Here is a 16,905-nt window from a genome sequence, read left to right as displayed (position 1 = left end):
AGCTGAAGATTACCGAGCAGTAAGAATCTCGCGCCGAGCCTCTAGCGCGCGCCTTTGGGCGCGTGTGCCGAAGCGGGCGTGCTGGTTTGGGTCGCCCTCTGTTTTGCCGTACAGCCTGTGACAACAGACCAGGTCCTCAAGCTGTACTTCACAAGAGCAAAGGAGACCCGCCATGAAAACCACTTCGAGCCCCGTGCGCATCGACCGTCTTTTCTACGCGGTTTCCACGTCGCTGCTTCTGGCAACCCCGGTGGAAACGTTCGCGTATGAGTGGTCACAGCTTTATCCGCCCCTACCCCGCAACGGCACGCAAGCGCCCGAACTGCTCGCAGCGCCCGACCAGCAGCTGATGACCGGCCCCGAGCTGTTCGTGCGTGCAACGCCAGCAGGCGATGTGCAACGCGCCGGGAGGGTGGTCGGCCACAACAACCTGCAAAGCAGCTTCAATGGCATGCGCCCGCTATTGGGCGACAAGCCGCGCAATGCCGCGCAACTGACCGGGGAAAGCCAGGGCATGTACTGGAGCATGGCCCACGCACAGGGCTGGCACCTGAATGCCGTGGCCGTGGGTTCGCGCATCGAGGTGGATGGCCGGGGTGACACCGGCCAACGGCCGGGCGACAGTGGCCACGCGATGACTTTCTCGGTGGAGGGCGGCTATCCGATCCCCCTGGCTGGCAGTTGGGTGATCGAACCCCAGGCGCAGTTGATGAACCAGCAGTTCTTCCCCGGCAGCCAAGGGCAGCACGCAACCCGGCAGGCCTTCGACAGCCAGCCCAGCTGGAGCGGCCGCGTCGGCGCCACATTGTCCGGGCGCTATGAAATGCGCGGCATGCCCCTGGAGCCTTATGTGCGGACCAACGTGTGGTATGACTTCAGCAACCCTGACGAAGTGAAGCTGGAACAGGTCGACAAGATCTCCAGTTCGCGCTTTTCGACAACGGTGGAACTGGGCCTGGGGCTGGTGGCGCGGGTAACGCCCTCGGTGGCCATGTTCGTCAGTGCCGACTACAGCAGCGATGTGGATGGCAATGACCTCAATGGGCTGATTGGCAGCCTTGGAGTGCGCATGCGGTGGTAGCCTGCGCTGGCCCTGGCGCCGGCAAACCAGCGGCAGGGCCAGCACAGCAGGTGCATCAGGCGGGCTTCATCACCAGCACACCCAGCGGGGGCAGGTTCAGGGCCAGCGACTGCGGCTGGCCGTGGCTGGCGATGTCTTCGCTGTGCACCAGCCCAAGGTTGCCGACATTGGAGCCGGCGTACATCTCGGCATCGCTGTTCAACAGCTCCTGCCAGCGCTCGCCGAACGGCACGCCGATGCGGTAACCCTCACGCGGAACCGGGGTGAAGTTGGCGACCACCAGCACGGGTTCGCCACTGCTGCTCCAGCGCAGCCAGGCAAACACGCTGTTCTGTGCATCGTCACCGATCAGCCATTGGAAGCCCTGTGGCTGGCAGTCCTGCTCATGCAACGCCGGGACTTCGCGGTACAGCCGGTTGAGGTCACTCACCAGGCGCTGCACGCCTTGGTGCTCAGGGTACTGCAGCAGGTACCAGTCCAGCTGGCTATCGTGGTTCCACTCCCGCCACTGGCCAAATTCGCAGCCCATGAACAGCAGCTTCTTGCCGGGGTGGGCCCACATGAAGGCCAGGTAAGCGCGCAGGTTGGCGAACTTCTGCCAGCGGTCGCCGGGCATCTTGTCGATCAGCGAGTGCTTGCCGTGTACCACTTCGTCGTGGGAAATGGGCAGGATGAAATGCTCGGAGTAGGCATACACCAGGCCAAAGCTCATCTCGTTGTGGTGGTGGGCACGGTGGACCGGGTCGTTCTGGATATAGTGCAGGGTGTCGTGCATCCAGCCCATGTTCCATTTGTAGGCAAAGCCCAGCCCGCCCTGCTCGATCGGCTGGCTGACCCCGGGCCAGGCGGTGGACTCCTCGGCGATGATCAACGCCCCCGGCACCTCATGGGCCGCCACACCGTTGAGGTGGCGAATGAAGTCGATGGCCTCGAGGTTTTCGCGCCCGCCGTGGCGGTTGGGCACCCACTCGCCGGCCTTGCGCGAATAGTCTCGGTACAGCATCGAGGCCACCGCATCGACGCGCAGCCCGTCGATGTGGAAATGCTTCAACCAATGCAGCGCAGAGGCCATCATGAACCCGCGCACCTCATTGCGGCCCAGGTTGTAGATCAGCGTGTTCCAGTCCTGGTGGTAGCCTTCCAGCGGGTTGTCGTACTCGTACAGGGCCGTACCGTCGAAGCGCGCCAGGCCATGTTCGTCTGTGGGGAAGTGCGCCGGTACCCAGTCGAGCAATACCCCGATGCCGCCCTGGTGGCAGGCATCGATGAAGGCGGCGAAGTCCTCGGCACTGCCGTAGCGCGAGGTGGGGGCGAACATCGACAGTGGCTGGTAGCCCCAGGAACCGCCGAACGGGTGTTCCATGATCGGCAGCAGTTCAATATGGGTGAAGCCCAGCGCCTGCACATACGGCACCAGGCGCTCGGCCAGTTCCCGCCAGTTGTAGTAGCGCCCGACTTCGCCGGCCTCGTCCATTTCGCAGCGCCAGGAGCCGGGGTGCAGCTCATAGATCGACAATGGCGCGTTGTACGCATGGCGCTGCGCCCGTTGCGCCATCCAGTCGTGGTCTTGCCAGGCATGGCCCAGCTCACCCGCTACCTTGGACGCCGTGCTCGGCGGCAATTCGGTGGCGCGGGCCAGGGGGTCGGCCTTCAACGGCAGGATGCCATCCTTGCCGAGCACTTCGAACTTGTAGGTTTCACCCACGCCCAGCCGGGGGATGAACAGCTCCCACACCCCGGCACCATGGCGCAGGCGCATCAGGTGGCGACGCCCATCCCAATTGTTGAAGTCGCCCACCACCGATACCCGCCGGGCGTTGGGGGCCCACACCGAAAAGCGCACCCCGTCGACGCCCTCGACCTGCACCGGCTGCGCGCCGAAACGCCCGGACAGGTCGCGGTGGTTGCCCTCGGCAAACAGGTGCAGGTCCATGTCGCCCAGTTGCGGACCGAAGCTATACGGGTCCTCGGTCACCTGCTCGCCACCGGCCCAGCCGATCTGCAGCAGGTAAGGCTGTGCTGTATCGAGGTGCGCGGTGAACAAGCCTGGCAGGCTGCCCTGCGCCATTTCGGTGAGGAGGCGCCCGTCTTCGCGGGCAAGAATGCGCACATTCAGGGCGCCGGGGAGGAAGGCGTTGACCACCTGCCCGCCTGCGCCGTCGTCATGGGGGCCGAGTACCGCAAATGGATCGGCGTGTTCGGCGCGGGCCAGGGCATCGAGGTCCCGTTGCCGAAGGCCGCCGTTTTCACGCGTTGTTACGTTCATTCTGACTCTCCCCAGGTACTGATCAGTCCATGCAGGCCATGCAAAGGCACGGCCAGCCAACTCGGCCGGTTCTCGGCTTCATAAGTAATTTCGTAGGCGGCCTTTTCCAGGCAGAAAAGCTCCAATGCAGCGCGCTCGCCTTCCGCCTGCTGCCAGGCGTGGGGCATGGCAGCGGTGGCCAGGCCGTACGCCTCGATAAAGGCATGCCGCGACTGGTGCAGGTACTGCCGGGCCACCCGTTGCCGGGCTTGCCGTGCCGCCTCGGAAAGGTCCACCGTAGACGCGCTGCGCAAGATCATCGCAGCAGCATAGTCGAACGACCGCAATACGCCGCTGACATCTTTGTAGGGGCTGTGTTTGGCCCTGCGTTCTTCCAGGGGCCGGGCCGGCTCACCCTCGAAATCGATCAGGTAGGCATCACCCTGCACCACCAGCACCTGGCCCAGGTGCAAGTCACCGTGCACGCGCATCAGCAAGCCGCCCTCGGCCTGCCCGGCCAGCTGGCGAACGTGCTCGACCAGGCCGTCACGCTGTTGCTGCAGGTCGTCGACCAGCGCCTGGCTGTCGCGGTCCAGGTGGTCGCGGTGCTGCGCCAGCAGGTCGAGGGCATGGGTCAACTCGGCACTGATCTGGGTCACCCAGCGTTCGCGGTCCTGGGCATCGCTGGGCCGCGGCTGGAAGGCCGGGTCATCGGTGGGTGCTGCCAGCAACACGTGCATCTCGCCCAGGCGCTGGCCGAACAAGGCGGCAAAGGCTGTGAGTTCGGCGAGGGCGTCGGTATGTGCCTCGGTATCCGAATGGGTGGGCTCCATCTGGTCACGGATAGCGCGCTCAAGCGTGTTCTGGGTCCAGGCCCAGGCATCGCCCTGGTTGCTCAGGTAGCCTTGAGCGATCATCAGCAGGTGCGGGGCTGCCTGCGCATCCACGCGGCTGACCCAGGCCAGCAGTGGTGAAATATTGGCAAAGCCGGCAGCGGTCAGGTAGGCGCTCATTTCAAGCTCCGGGTGAATGCCCGGGTTGACCCGGCGGATCAACTTGAGCACCACGCGGTCGCCGATGACCACCGAGCTGTTGGACTGTTCGGCGCTGAGGTAGCGCACCTCGCTTTCTTCATTCAGCCCCAGGCCGGCCAGTTGCTCGGTGCTGTCGAAACGCAGCTCGCCGTCAGCGTCGCCGCACGCCAGCCGCGTGCTTTCCTGGCACGCACGCAATACGGCGCGGATGAACGGCTCAAGCACGAACGCATCGGTAATCAGACCCACCTGATGGGCCCGTCGCACCCGGGACAACGCCAGTTGCTGTGGCAGCGCACTGTTGATCTGCTCCTCGGGCAGCAGCCCGAACGGCAATTGATAACGGGTGGCCACGCCGTCACTGAGCACCTCGAGCTCGCTGAGTAATACCGGCGTAGTGACGATGCCGAAACGCACGCCATAACACAGCCGTACCTGGTCTATGGGCCCTTCCTTGCCCGCGAACCAGCGCCGTTTCGGCAGGTACTGGGGCAGGATGTTGGTTTGCAGGGTGTCGCTGGCAGGCGCCGCCAGCAGTTCTTCCATGCGTTTGCGCAATACCAGGGTAATCAATTCGGGTAACCCCTCGGTGGGCTGGGCGTGCCAGCTGGGCATACGATCGTGCGAAGCCAGCAGGAACCAGTAAAAGCCATAAGGTGGCAAAGTCAGCAGGAACGGCAGCTGACCGATCGGCGGGAACGCACTGCCGCCGAGCATCTCCACCGGTACTTTGTCGGCGTACTGTGACAATTCCAGTTCTGCCGCCTGGGCGGCGCGGGAAACGTTGGCTACGCACAGGATGACCTCGGTGTTGCCATCGGCATCGGTGTATTCGCGAATGTAGGCCAGGATGCGCCGGTTGCTGGGGCTCAGCGTGCGCAGCGTGCCACGGCCGAAAGCCTTCTGCTGCTTGCGCACCGCCAGCATGCGCCGGGTCCAGTTGAGCAGCGAGTGCGGGTCGTGGCTTTGTGCCTCGACGTTGACCGTCTGGTAGCCGTACAACGGGTCCATCACCGGGGGCAGCACCAGGCGCTGTGGGTCGGCGCGGGAAAAACCGCCATTGCGGTCCGGCGACCATTGCATGGGCGTGCGCACGCCATCGCGGTCGCCCAGGTAGATGTTGTCGCCCATGCCCAGCTCGTCACCGTAGTACAGCGTGGGCGTGCCGGGCATCGACAGCAGCAGGCTGGTGAGCAGTTCGATGCGCCGGCGGTCACGCTGCAGCAAGGGCGCCAGGCGCCGACGGATGCCCAGGTTGATGCGCGCGCGGCGGTCTTCTGCGTAGTAGTTCCACAGGTAGTCGCGCTCGCGGTCGGTGACCATTTCCAGGGTCAGCTCGTCGTGGTTGCGCAGAAAGATCGCCCATTGGCAGTTGGCCGGGATCTCCGGGGTCTGGCGCAGGATGTCGGTGATCGGGAAACGGTCCTCCATGGCCAGGGCCATGTACATGCGCGGCATCAGCGGGAAATGAAAGGCCATGTGGCATTCGTCGCCGTCGCCTTCGCCGAAGTACGGGCGGGTGTCCTCCGGCCACTGGTTGGCTTCGGCAAGCAGCATGCGGTCTGGGTAGTTGGCATCGATCTCGGCGCGAATGGCCCTGAGCACCCCGTGGGTTTCAGCGAGGTTTTCGTTGTTGGTGCCATCGCGTTCGATCAGGTAAGGGATGGCGTCCAGGCGCAGCCCGTCCACGCCCAGGTCGAGCCAGAAGCGCATCACCCCGATTACCGCCTTGAGCACCTGCGGGTTGTCGAAGTTGAGGTCTGGCTGGTGCGAGTAGAAGCGGTGCCAGAAATACTGGCCTGCCACCGGGTCCCAGGTCCAGTTGGACTTTTCGGTGTCGAGGAAAATGATGCGGGTGCCATCGTACTTCTGGTCGTCATCGGACCATACGTAAAAGTCGCGCGCCTTGCTGCCGCGTTTGGCGTGGCGGGCGCGCTGGAACCAAGGGTGCTGGTCGCTGGTGTGGTTGATGACCAGTTCGGTGATAACCCGCAGGCCACGCTTGTGCGCCTCGGCGATGAAGCGCCGGGCATCGGCCATGCTGCCGTAGTCGGGGTGCACGGCCTTGTACTCGGCGATGTCGTAGCCGTCGTCGCGCCGCGGCGAAGGATAGAACGGCAGCAACCACAGGGTGTTGACGCCCAGCTCGGCGATGTAGTCCAGCTTGCTGATCAGGCCGGCGAAATCACCGATGCCATCGTTGTTCGAGTCGAAGAACGACTTGATGTGCAACTGGTAGATGACAGCGTCCTTGTACCACAGCGGGTCGTCGATGAAGGCTGCCGGGCGGGAACGCTTGGCCATGGGTGACTCCTTGCATGTCTGTGGACCGTGTTGGCTGGCGTTGCGGCTGCCGTGCAGCCTATTTACCGGCGATGGGCCGCGAGGCGGCCCGGTACCTATGCCCTAACCGGCCTTTTCGATTCGCCAGATGCCGAATGGTTGGTGCCAAGGTTCGATGCGCATGAACTGGGTCTTGCCGTACCACGACCAGCGGTGGCCATTCATCAGGTCTTCACCCTGGGTTTGGGCGTTGTCATCGAGCCCCAGCTCCCACAGCGGCAGCTCGAAGTGCGCCTCCTGGGCGTTGTGCGGGTCTAGGCTGATTGCCACGAGGATGTAGTTGTCGCGCTCGGGCGTACGCTTGGCGAAGTACAGGATGTTGTCGTTCCAGCAGTTGAAGAACGCGACGCCGAGGTGGGTTTGCAAGGCCGGGTTCTGCCGGCGGATGCGATTGAGCTGGGCGATTTCGGCAATGATGTTGCCAGGCTGGCTGAAGTCGCGTGGGCGCAGCTGGTATTTCTCCGAGTCCAGGTATTCCTCCTTGCCTGGCAACGCGGCGCTTTCGCACAGTTCGAACCCGGAATACATGCCCCACAACCCTGAACCCATGGTCGCCAATGCTGCACGAATGAGGAAACCGGCACGGCCGGAGGTGTGCAGGAAGAACGGGTTGATGTCGGGGGTATTGACGAAGAAATTGGGGCGGTAGCACTGGCTCCATGGCGGCTGGTTGAGTTGCTCGAAAAATTCGCGCAGCTCTTGCTTGGTGTTGCGCCAGGTGAAGTAGGTGTAGCTTTGCGCATAGCCGACCTTGCCCAGGCGCGCCATCATGGCAGGCTTGGTGAACGCCTCTGCGAGGAAGATGACCTCCGGGTACTGGCTGCGCACATTGGCGATCAGCCATTGCCAGAACGGCAGCGGCTTGGTGTGCGGGTTATCGACGCGGAACGTCTTCACGCCTTCCTCGACCCAGCCCACCACCACATCGCGCAGCGCCAACCAAAGGCTGGGTACTGCGTCGGGGGCATAGAAGTCGACGTTGACGATGTCCTGGTATTTTTTTGGCGGGTTCTCGGCATAGCGGATGGTGCCGTCTGGGCGCCAGCTGAACCAGCCCGGGTGCTGCTTGAGCCAGGGGTGGTCCTGGGAGCACTGGATGGCCAAGTCGAGGGCAATTTCCAGGCCGTGCTCGGCAGCAGCAGCCACCAGGCGGCGGAAGTCTTCACGGCTGCCCAACTGCGGGTGAATGGCTTCGTGGCCACCCTCTGCACTGCCGATGGCATACGGGCTGCCCGGGTCACCCGGCTCGGCCGTGAGCGCATTGTTGCGCCCCTTGCGGTGCTGCAGGCCAATAGGGTGAATGGGCGGGAAGTACAGCACGTCGAAGCCCATGTCACGGATCATCGGCAGCCGCTGGTGCACATCGTTGAAGGTGCCATGGCGCTGCGGGTCATCGGTGATCGAGCGTGGGAACAGTTCGTACCAACTGGCGAACTGCGCAGCCGGCCGGTCCACATCGAGCGGGAAATCGCGGCTGCGGGCCAGGTAGCTGCGGTGCTCGGCCTCGGCCATCAGCCGGGCGGTGCGCGGGTCCAGCAGCAGCGCCACCTGGTCATCACTGCCCACCTCCGCCAGGCGCTGCAGCACGGCCTCAAGCTCGTTGCGCACGGCGCCATCGCACAGGGCAATGCCCTGGCCGAGCATCAGCCGCCCCTCTTCCAGCTCCAGCCTGACCTCGACGCCGGCGTGGTACTTTTTTTCCAGGTCGTGGCAGTACGTGGCGAACGGGTCGATCCAGGCCTGGATGCCGAACAGGTGCGGCCCCAGCTCGGTGGGGGTGAACTCGGCCAGCCACAGGTCGTTGCCCGCCGACTGCATCGGCACCGAGTGCCAGCGCTGGCTGTGCGCCGGGCGCCAGTTGAGCACCACGGCCAGGCGGTCATGTCCATCGCTGTAGACCTTGCTGCTGACGGCAACCGGTTGACCGCTGATGGCCTTGGCGGCGAAGGTGCCGGCGTCGAGCACCGGCTGGGTGTCCTCGATCACGATGCGTGGGGCCAGCAGCGCCTGGGCCAGGCTAATGGCCTGGTCAGGATGATCGTTGGCCATTGGCACGCTTTCAAAAAGCTCGTTTCGTGACATCGACCTTGCTCCCTCAGGCTGGTGGCGGTAAGGGTTCAGAGCCGGGCGCGGGCGTGAGGGTTCAAAAAAAACTGAGCGAATCGCAGCTGGCCGAAGTCCAAGCCTGCAGTACCTCTTCAAACCACCCACGCGAGGTCAGGCCATGAACATTCCAACACCACCGGAAACCCCCGATCCGAACATCGACGACCCGAGCTTGCCGCCGCCCGTGCCGGAGCAAGACCCGGACGAGCTGCCGGTCAAGCCAACCGAACCGCCGACGGTGGGCGACCCGCCGAACCAGGAACCACCGGTGAAAGCCTAAGGGTAGACCAGGTTACCGACCTTGCCGCCTGCAAGGTCGGTGCAGGCGGGCAACTGCCGGTGCGGGTAAACCGGGCAGCCTGGTCAGTCAACCCGCGCCATCGGCACCGAGTTCGGCGATGCTGATCTCGCGCATGCGAAACTTCTGCACCTTACCGGTTACCGTCATCGGGTATTCGTCTACGAAACGGATATGCCGCGGCACCTTGTAGTGGGCTATGCGTGCCTTGCACCAGCATTGCAGTTCTTCGGCGGTGGCCGTGTGGCCAGGGTGCAACTTGACCCATGCGACGATCTGCTCGCCATAACGGCTGCACGGAATACCGATCACCTGGGCGTCCGCCACTGCCGGGTGGGTATAGAAGAATTCTTCCAGCTCGCGCGGGTAGATGTTCTCGCCACCGCGAATGATCATGTCCTTGTTGCGCCCCACGATCCGCACGTAGCCGTGTTCGTCCATTACCGCCAGGTCACCCGAGTGCATCCAGCCGGCCGGGTCGATGGCTGCCGCGGTACCCTCTGGGTTGTCCCAATAGCCGAGCATCACGCTGTAGCCGCGGGTACATAGTTCGCCGATCTCGCCGCGCGGAACGATGCAGCCGTCAGCGTCCACCAGCTTGTTTTCCAGCTGTGGCTGCGTGCGGCCAACGGTGGCAACGCGTAGCTCCAGCTCATCCTCTGGCCCGGTTTGCAGCGAAACCGGGCTGGTTTCGGTCATGCCATAGGCGATTTGCACCTCGGCCATGTGCAACTGGTCGATCACCCGGCGCATCACCTCGATCGGACAAGTCGCCCCTGCCATGATGCCGCTGCGCAGGCTGGAAAGGTCCACCTGGGCGCGTAGCGGGTGGTCGAGCATGGCGATGAACATGGTAGGCACGCCATAGAGAATGCTGGCACGCTCCTCGGCCACGGCACGCAGGGTGAGTTCGGCATCGAAGGCATCGTTGGGGTAGATCATGGTGCTGCCGTGGGTGATGCAACCCAGGTTGGCCATGACCATGCCAAAGCAGTGGTACAGGGGCACCGGGATCACCATGCGGTCGCGCTCGCCCAGGCCCAGGCTTTCGCCGACCATGAAGCCGTTGTTGAGGATGTTGTAGTGGCTCAGCGTGGCGCCCTTGGGTGCACCGGTAGTGCCGGAGGTGTACTGGATATTCACCGGTTGGTCGAACTGCAGCCCGCTTTGGCGGGCCAGGTAGGCTTCGCTCGAGGTTTGCCCGGCCAGCCCGGCCAGGGCTTGCCATGCCAGGAAACCAGCCGGCGGGTTGGCTGCCAGGCTGATGACCCCGCGCAGCTCGGGTAGGCGCTGGCTGGCCAGTGCGCCCGCGGGGGCGCTCGCCAGCTCTGGCACCAGCGCCTGAACCATGGCGTGATAATCGGAGCTTTTGAAAGCATCGGCGCAGACCAGCCAACGGCACCCGGCCTGGCGCAGCACGTATTCCAGCTCACCCACCCGGTAGGCCGGGTTGATGTTGACCAGGATCGCACCGACCTTGGCACTGGCCAGTTGCAACACGCACCATTCGGCGCAGTTGGGTGACCAAAGGCCCAGCCGGTCGCCGCGGTTCAGGCCCAGCGCCATCAAGGCGCGGGCACACCCGTCGACCTGTTCGGCCAGTTGCCGCCAGCTGTAGCGCAGGCCCTGGTGGCGCGAAACCAGGGCTTCGCCATCGGCGCAACGCGCCACGGTGGCGTCAAAGGCCTGGCCGATGGTCTGGGTCAGCAACGGTTGGTCCTGGCGGCCGCGGGTATAGCTTGGTTGACTCATGGGTGTCCCTTCTTGTGGTTGTTCTGGGCACGGCTGAAGCAAGCGGAGATACTCTGGCGCAGATTTACGTTTACGTAAAGGTGACGATCAGATTGACACCCGGCCCAAGCCAGGTTTACGTTAACGTAAAGGTGAAGAACAACACCGATCCTCAGGCGTGAAGCCGAACCCTGTGGGAGCGGGCGGGCCAGCGAATGCGATCATTCAGGAAATGACGGCGGCCCTGCTGATGCGTTCGCGGGCACGCCCGCTCCCACAGGGTCCGGCGACAGCTCCATGAGCTACGGTGTAACCCATTTCAAGAACAACAAGGTGCCCCTGCATGCATTACCCCACCCTGAACTTCGCCCTGGGCGAAACCATCGACATGCTCCGTGACCAGGTGCGCACCTTCGTCGCCGCCGAGCTGGCCCCGCGTGCCGCGCAAATCGACCATGACAACCTGTTCCCTGCCGATATGTGGCGCAAGTTCGGCGACATGGGCCTGTTGGGCATCACCGTGTCGGAAGAATATGGCGGCGCCGGCCTCGGCTACCTGGCCCACGTAGTGTCCATGGAGGAAATCAGCCGGGCCTCGGCGTCGGTGGCACTGTCGTACGGTGCCCACTCCAACCTGTGCGTCAACCAGATCAACCGCAACGGCAGCCACGCACAGAAACTCAAGTACCTGCCCAAGCTGATCAGCGGCGAGCACATCGGCGCGCTGGCCATGAGCGAGCCCAATGCCGGCTCCGACGTGGTGTCGATGAAGCTGCGCGCAGAAAAGCGCGGCGACCGCTACGTACTCAATGGCAGCAAGACCTGGATCACCAACGGCCCCGACGCCAATACCTACGTGATCTATGCCAAGACCGACCTGGACAAGGGTGCCCACGGCATTACCGCGTTCATCGTCGAGCGCGACTGGCCAGGCTTCAGCCGCAGCAACAAGTTCGACAAGCTGGGCATGCGCGGCTCCAACACCTGCGAGCTGTTCTTCGACAACGTCGAAGTACCGGAAGACAATATTCTCGGCCAGCTGAACGGCGGCGTACGCGTGTTGATGAGCGGCCTGGACTACGAGCGCGTGGTGTTGTCGGGCGGGCCGACCGGCATCATGCAAAGCTGCATGGACCTGGTGGTGCCGTACATTCACGACCGCAAGCAGTTCGGCCAGAGCATCGGCGAGTTCCAGCTGATCCAGGGCAAGATCGCCGACATGTACACCCAGCTCAATGCCAGCCGCGCCTACCTGTATGCCGTGGCCCAGGCCTGTGACCGTGGCGAGACCACCCGCAAGGACGCTGCCGGGGTCATCCTGTACACCGCCGAGCGGGCAACGCAAATGGCCCTGGAAGCCATCCAGATCCTTGGCGGCAACGGCTATATCAATGAATTCCCGGCTGGCCGCCTGCTGCGCGATGCCAAGCTCTACGAGATCGGTGCCGGCACCAGCGAAATCCGTCGGATGCTGATCGGCCGCGAACTGTTCAACGAGACGCGCTGATCTGCGCCAGGGGTCATGATGATTCTCAAGTCACAGCTCAACACCAAGGCGGCGGATTATGCCCACAGCCATGCCGCCATGGCCGCCCAGGTCCAGGCCCTGCGCGGCCTGCTGGCCCAGGTCGCCCAGGGCGGCGGGCCCAAGGCTCAGGAACGGCACACCTCCCGCGGCAAACTGCTGCCACGCGAGCGCATCGACCGCCTGCTGGACCCGGGCTCGCCGTTCCTCGAGATCGGCCAGTTGGCGGCCCACGAAGTTTACGGCGAGGACGTGCCGGCTGCCGGGGTGATCGCCGGCATCGGCCGCGTAGAAGGCGTGGAATGCATGGTCGTGGCCAACGACGCTACGGTCAAAGGTGGCTCGTACTACCCGCTGACGGTGAAAAAGCACCTGCGTGCGCAGACCATCGCCCAGCAAAACCGCTTGCCGTGCATCTACCTGGTGGACTCGGGCGGTGCCAACCTGCCCCGCCAGGACGAGGTGTTCCCTGACCGCGAGCACTTCGGTCGGATCTTCTTCAACCAGGCCAACATGAGCGCCCAGGGCATCCCGCAGATCGCCGTGGTGATGGGCTCGTGCACTGCCGGTGGTGCCTACGTGCCGGCGATGGCCGACGAAGCGATCATGGTGCGCCAGCAGGCAACCATTTTCCTCGCCGGCCCGCCGCTGGTAAAAGCCGCCACGGGCGAAGTGGTCAGTGCCGAGGACCTGGGCGGGGCCGATGTGCACTGCCGTACCAGTGGCGTGGCCGACCATTACGCCGACAACGACGAACACGCCCTGGCCATTGCCCGGCGCTGCGTGGCCAACCTCAACTGGCACAAGCTGGGCAAGCTGCAACGCCTGGCCCCGGTGGCACCGCTGTACGCCGCCGACGAGCTGTATGGCGTGGTGCCCGCCGATGCCAAGCAGCCGTTCGATGTGCGCGAAGTGATCGCCCGGTTGGTCGACGGCTCGCTGTTCGACGAATTCAAGGCGTTGTTCGGTACCACCCTGGTCTGCGGCTTTGCCCACCTGCATGGCTACCCGGTGGCGATCCTGGCCAACAACGGCATCCTGTTCGCCGAAGCGGCGCAAAAAGGCGCGCACTTCATCGAGCTGGCCTGCCAGCGCGGTATCCCGCTGCTGTTCCTGCAGAACATCACCGGGTTCATGGTGGGCAAGAAGTACGAGGAAGGCGGTATCGCCAAGCATGGCGCCAAGCTGGTGACTGCCGTGGCCTGCGCCCAGGTGCCGAAATTCACGGTGATCATCGGCGGCAGCTTCGGTGCCGGCAACTATGGCATGTGCGGCCGTGCCTACGACCCACGCTTTTTGTGGATGTGGCCGAACGCGCGGATCGGTGTGATGGGCGCCGAGCAGGCCGCCGGTGTGCTGGCCCAGGTCAAGCGCGAGCAAAGCGAGCGCAGTGGCCAGCCGTTCAGTGCCGATGACGAAGCCAGGCTCAAGCAGCCGATTCTCGACCAGTACGAACAGCAGGGCCACCCCTACTACTCCAGTGCCCGGCTATGGGACGACGGCGTCATCGACCCGGCGCAAACCCGCGACATCCTGGGCCTGGCACTGTCCGCTGCGCTGAACGCGCCGATCGAAGCGAGCCGCTTCGGCATTTTCCGGATGTGACCCCATGAGCGATTTCAGCACCCTCGAAGTGATTCGCGACCCCCGCGGCTTCGCCACCCTGTGGCTTAGCCGCGAGGACAAGAACAACGCGTTCAACGCGCAGATGATCCGCGAGCTGATCGTCGCCATCGATCGCCTGGCCGACGATACCGGCTTGCGCTTCGTACTGTTGCGCGGGCGTGGCCGGCACTTCAGCGCCGGTGCCGACCTGGCCTGGATGCAGCAGTCGGCGCAGCTGGATTTCAACACCAACCTGGATGACGCCCATGAACTGGGCGAACTGATGTACGCCCTGCACCGGCTCAAGGTACCGACCCTGGCCGTGGTCCAAGGTGCGGCGTTTGGCGGGGCACTGGGCCTGATCAGTTGCTGTGACATGGCCATTGGCGCCGAAGACGCCCAGTTGTGCCTGTCGGAAGTGCGCATCGGCCTGGCCCCGGCGGTGATCAGCCCGTTCGTGGTCAAGGCCATCGGCGAGCGTGCCGCGCGCCGCTATGCCCTGACTGCCGAGCGCTTCAGCGGTATACGGGCCCGCGAACTGGGCCTGCTGGCCGAGGTGTACCCCGCCACTGAGCTGGACGCACAGGTGGCGCTATGGGTGAACAACTTGCTGGAGAACGCTCCGCTGGCCCTGCGTGCCACGAAAGAGCTGCTGCGTGAAGTGGACGACGGCGAACTCAGCCCGGCGCTGCGCCGCTACTGCGAGAACACCATCGCCCGTATCCGCGTCAGCGCCGAAGGCCAGGAGGGCCTGCGCGCCTTCCTGGAGAAACGCCCACCCGCCTGGCAAACCGCTGAGACCAAGGAGCCGCGCCCATGAGCCGCCCCGCTTTGACCACCCTGCTGGTCGCCAACCGCGGCGAAATCGCCTGCCGGGTGATGCGCACCGCCAAGGCCATGGGCCTGACCACCGTCGCCGTGCATAGCGCCATCGACCGTGACGCGCGGCATAGCCGCGAGGCAGATATCCGCGTGAACCTGGGCGGCACCAAGGCCGCCGACAGCTACCTGCTGGTCGACAAGCTGCTGGCTGCTGCCAAGGCCAGCGGTGCCCAGGCCATTCACCCAGGCTACGGTTTCCTGTCCGAGAACGCAGGCTTCGCCCGCGCCATCGAGCAGGCGGGGCTGATTTTCCTCGGCCCACCGGCCAGCGCCATCGACGCCATGGGCAGCAAGTCGGCGGCCAAGGCGTTGATGGAGGCCGCCGGGGTGCCCCTGGTGCCCGGTTACCACGGCGAAGCCCAGGACCTCGACACCTTCCGCGACGCGGCCAGGCGCATCGGCTACCCGGTGCTGCTCAAAGCCAGCGCTGGCGGTGGGGGCAAGGGCATGAAGGTGGTCGAGGAGGAAAGCCAGCTGGCCGATGCCCTGGCGTCGGCCCAGCGTGAGGCGCAGGCGTCGTTCGGCGATGCGCGCATGCTGGTGGAGAAGTACGTGCTCAAGCCGCGCCATGTGGAAATCCAGGTGTTCGCCGACCAGCACGGCCATTGCCTGTACCTCAACGAGCGCGATTGCTCGATCCAGCGCCGCCACCAGAAGGTGGTCGAAGAAGCTCCCGCCCCCGGCCTGTCGGCCGAACTGCGCCGGGCCATGGGCGAGGCAGCGGTACGGGCGGCGCAAGCGATTGGCTATGTCGGTGCCGGTACGGTGGAATTCCTGCTCGACGCCCGTGGCGCGTTCTTCTTCATGGAAATGAATACCCGCCTACAGGTGGAGCACCCGGTCACCGAGGCCATTACCGGCCTGGATCTCGTGGCCTGGCAAATTCGTGTGGCGTGCGGTGAGGCCCTGCCGATCACCCAGGAGCAGGTGCCGCTGATCGGCCATGCCATTGAAGTTCGCCTGTACGCCGAGGACCCGGCCAACGAGTTTCTGCCGGCGACCGGCACGCTGGCGCTGTACCGTGAATCGGCATCTGGCGAAGGCCGGCGGGTGGACAGTGGCGTGAGCGAAGGCGATGCGGTGTCGCCGTTCTACGACCCGATGCTGGGCAAGCTGATTGCCTGGGGCGACAACCGCGAACAGGCACGCCTGCGCTTGCTGGCGATGCTCGACGAATTCGCCATTGGTGGGGTGAAGACCAACCTCGCGTTTCTGCGGCGCATTCTGGCGCACCCGGCGTTCGCCGCGGCGCAACTGGATACCGGCTTCATTGCGCGGCACCAGGCCGCTTTGCTGCCGGCACCACAGCCGCTGCCGGTCAGTTTCTGGGAGGCCGCAGCCGAAGCCTGGCGGCAGGGCCTGGCCGGGCAGCAGCGCGAAGATGACCCCGGTTCGCCATGGGCCGAGCGCAGCGGCCTGCGCCTGGGCCTGCCCGCGCGCAGTAGCCTGCACTTGGTCAGTGCTGGCCAGGACCACGCTGTGGGCCTGGAGCACAGTGCGGCGCCCACCTGGCAGTTACTGGGCGAGCAGTTGGTGCATGACCACGACGGCGTGCGTCGCCAGCACCTGGCGATGCGCCGCGGGGCCACGTTGTACTTGCAGTGGGGCGGCGAGATGCATGCCATCGAAGCCTTCGACCCGATCGCCGAGGCCGAGGCCAGCCACGGTCACCAGGGCGGCTTGGGCGCCCCCATGAACGGCAGTATCGTGCGGGTGCTGGTGGCGCCGGGGCAGCGGGTGGAAGCCGGTACCGCGCTGGTGGTGTTGGAGGCCATGAAAATGGAGCACAGCATTCGCGCGCCTCATGATGGCACGGTGAACGCGTTGTTCTGCCAGGAAGGGGATATGGTCAGCGAAGGGACGGTGCTGGTCGAATTGGCGGAGTGAGTTGGCTGGGGGTTGAGTGTTCGCCATACCCTTTGCAGCGCCTGTGAGACCGAGCGCCGCCCGCGCGGCGCATCGCGAGCTGCGCTCGCTCCTACGTTTGTTTCGGGCCAGTTATGCCTGGGGGATTTGCGCGCGCCCCCTTGGGGCATGGCACGATACCGCGCCGTA

10 protein-coding genes are annotated in these 16,905 nt (G+C 64.7%); 6 read left to right on the top strand and 4 right to left on the bottom strand.

Features of this window, described 5'->3' with window-relative positions:
* The first annotated feature begins 172 nt into the window (after nucleotides 1-172).
* Complete coding sequence (locus tag QME24_RS06750; RefSeq protein ID WP_280091258.1) at nucleotides 173-1,081, top strand: autotransporter outer membrane beta-barrel domain-containing protein; 909 nt, start codon at nucleotides 173-175, stop codon at nucleotides 1,079-1,081.
* Nucleotides 1,082-1,136: 55 nt separating this feature from the next.
* On the opposite strand, the gene glgB is transcribed toward QME24_RS06750, so the two are convergent.
* From glgB to QME24_RS06735, 3 genes are all read right to left on the bottom strand, one after another.
* Nucleotides 1,137-3,347 carry a 1,4-alpha-glucan branching protein GlgB gene (gene glgB / locus QME24_RS06745; protein WP_192439848.1) on the bottom strand — a complete coding sequence of 737 codons (2,211 nt, stop codon included), beginning with the start codon at nucleotides 3,345-3,347 and terminating at the stop codon, nucleotides 1,137-1,139.
* The gene (gene treS / locus QME24_RS06740; RefSeq protein ID WP_232891990.1) at nucleotides 3,344-6,664 is read right to left on the bottom strand and encodes a maltose alpha-D-glucosyltransferase; all 3,321 of its coding nucleotides are present in this window, start codon (nucleotides 6,662-6,664) and stop codon (nucleotides 3,344-3,346) included. Before treS ends, glgB begins: the two co-directional genes overlap by 4 nt.
* Nucleotides 6,665-6,766: 102 nt before the next feature.
* Nucleotides 6,767-8,785: an alpha-1,4-glucan--maltose-1-phosphate maltosyltransferase gene (locus QME24_RS06735; RefSeq protein WP_280091257.1), complete on the bottom strand. Its 2,019-nt coding sequence runs from the start codon at nucleotides 8,783-8,785 to the stop codon at nucleotides 6,767-6,769.
* 142 nt (nucleotides 8,786-8,927) lie between these two features.
* On the opposite strand from QME24_RS06735, the gene QME24_RS06730 reads away from it, so the two are divergent.
* Nucleotides 8,928-9,089 (top strand): hypothetical protein, encoded by a 162-nt coding sequence (locus QME24_RS06730; protein ID WP_009686375.1) that lies wholly within the window; start codon nucleotides 8,928-8,930, stop codon nucleotides 9,087-9,089.
* 87 nt (nucleotides 9,090-9,176) lie between these two features.
* On the opposite strand, the gene QME24_RS06725 is transcribed toward QME24_RS06730, so the two are convergent.
* The gene (locus QME24_RS06725; RefSeq protein WP_054904822.1) at nucleotides 9,177-10,859 is read right to left on the bottom strand and encodes an AMP-binding protein; all 1,683 of its coding nucleotides are present in this window, start codon (nucleotides 10,857-10,859) and stop codon (nucleotides 9,177-9,179) included.
* A gap of 322 nt (nucleotides 10,860-11,181) precedes the next feature.
* On the opposite strand from QME24_RS06725, the gene QME24_RS06720 reads away from it, so the two are divergent.
* From QME24_RS06720 to QME24_RS06705, 4 genes are read left to right on the top strand one after another with little or no spacing between them, the layout of a single operon-like run.
* A complete protein-coding gene (locus QME24_RS06720) occupies nucleotides 11,182-12,345 on the top strand; it encodes an isovaleryl-CoA dehydrogenase (protein WP_054904823.1) in 1,164 nt (387 codons plus the stop codon).
* A 15-nt stretch (nucleotides 12,346-12,360) separates the two neighbouring features.
* Nucleotides 12,361-13,968, top strand: coding sequence for a carboxyl transferase domain-containing protein (locus tag QME24_RS06715; RefSeq protein ID WP_280091256.1), 1,608 nt, complete (start codon nucleotides 12,361-12,363; stop codon nucleotides 13,966-13,968).
* A 4-nt stretch (nucleotides 13,969-13,972) separates the two neighbouring features.
* Nucleotides 13,973-14,788 carry a gamma-carboxygeranoyl-CoA hydratase gene (locus QME24_RS06710; protein WP_054904825.1) on the top strand — a complete coding sequence of 272 codons (816 nt, stop codon included), beginning with the start codon at nucleotides 13,973-13,975 and terminating at the stop codon, nucleotides 14,786-14,788.
* On the top strand, nucleotides 14,785-16,737 hold the full coding sequence (locus tag QME24_RS06705) for an acetyl/propionyl/methylcrotonyl-CoA carboxylase subunit alpha (RefSeq protein WP_054904826.1): 1,953 nt from the start codon (nucleotides 14,785-14,787) through the stop codon (nucleotides 16,735-16,737). Before QME24_RS06710 ends, QME24_RS06705 begins: the two co-directional genes overlap by 4 nt.
* The last annotated feature ends 168 nt before the right edge of the window (nucleotides 16,738-16,905 follow it).

Source organism: Pseudomonas sp. PARCl1 (assembly GCF_947311875.1).
GTDB lineage: Bacteria > Pseudomonadota > Gammaproteobacteria > Pseudomonadales > Pseudomonadaceae > Aquipseudomonas > Aquipseudomonas juntendi.
This window is presented reverse-complemented; position numbering and strand designations above follow the sequence as displayed.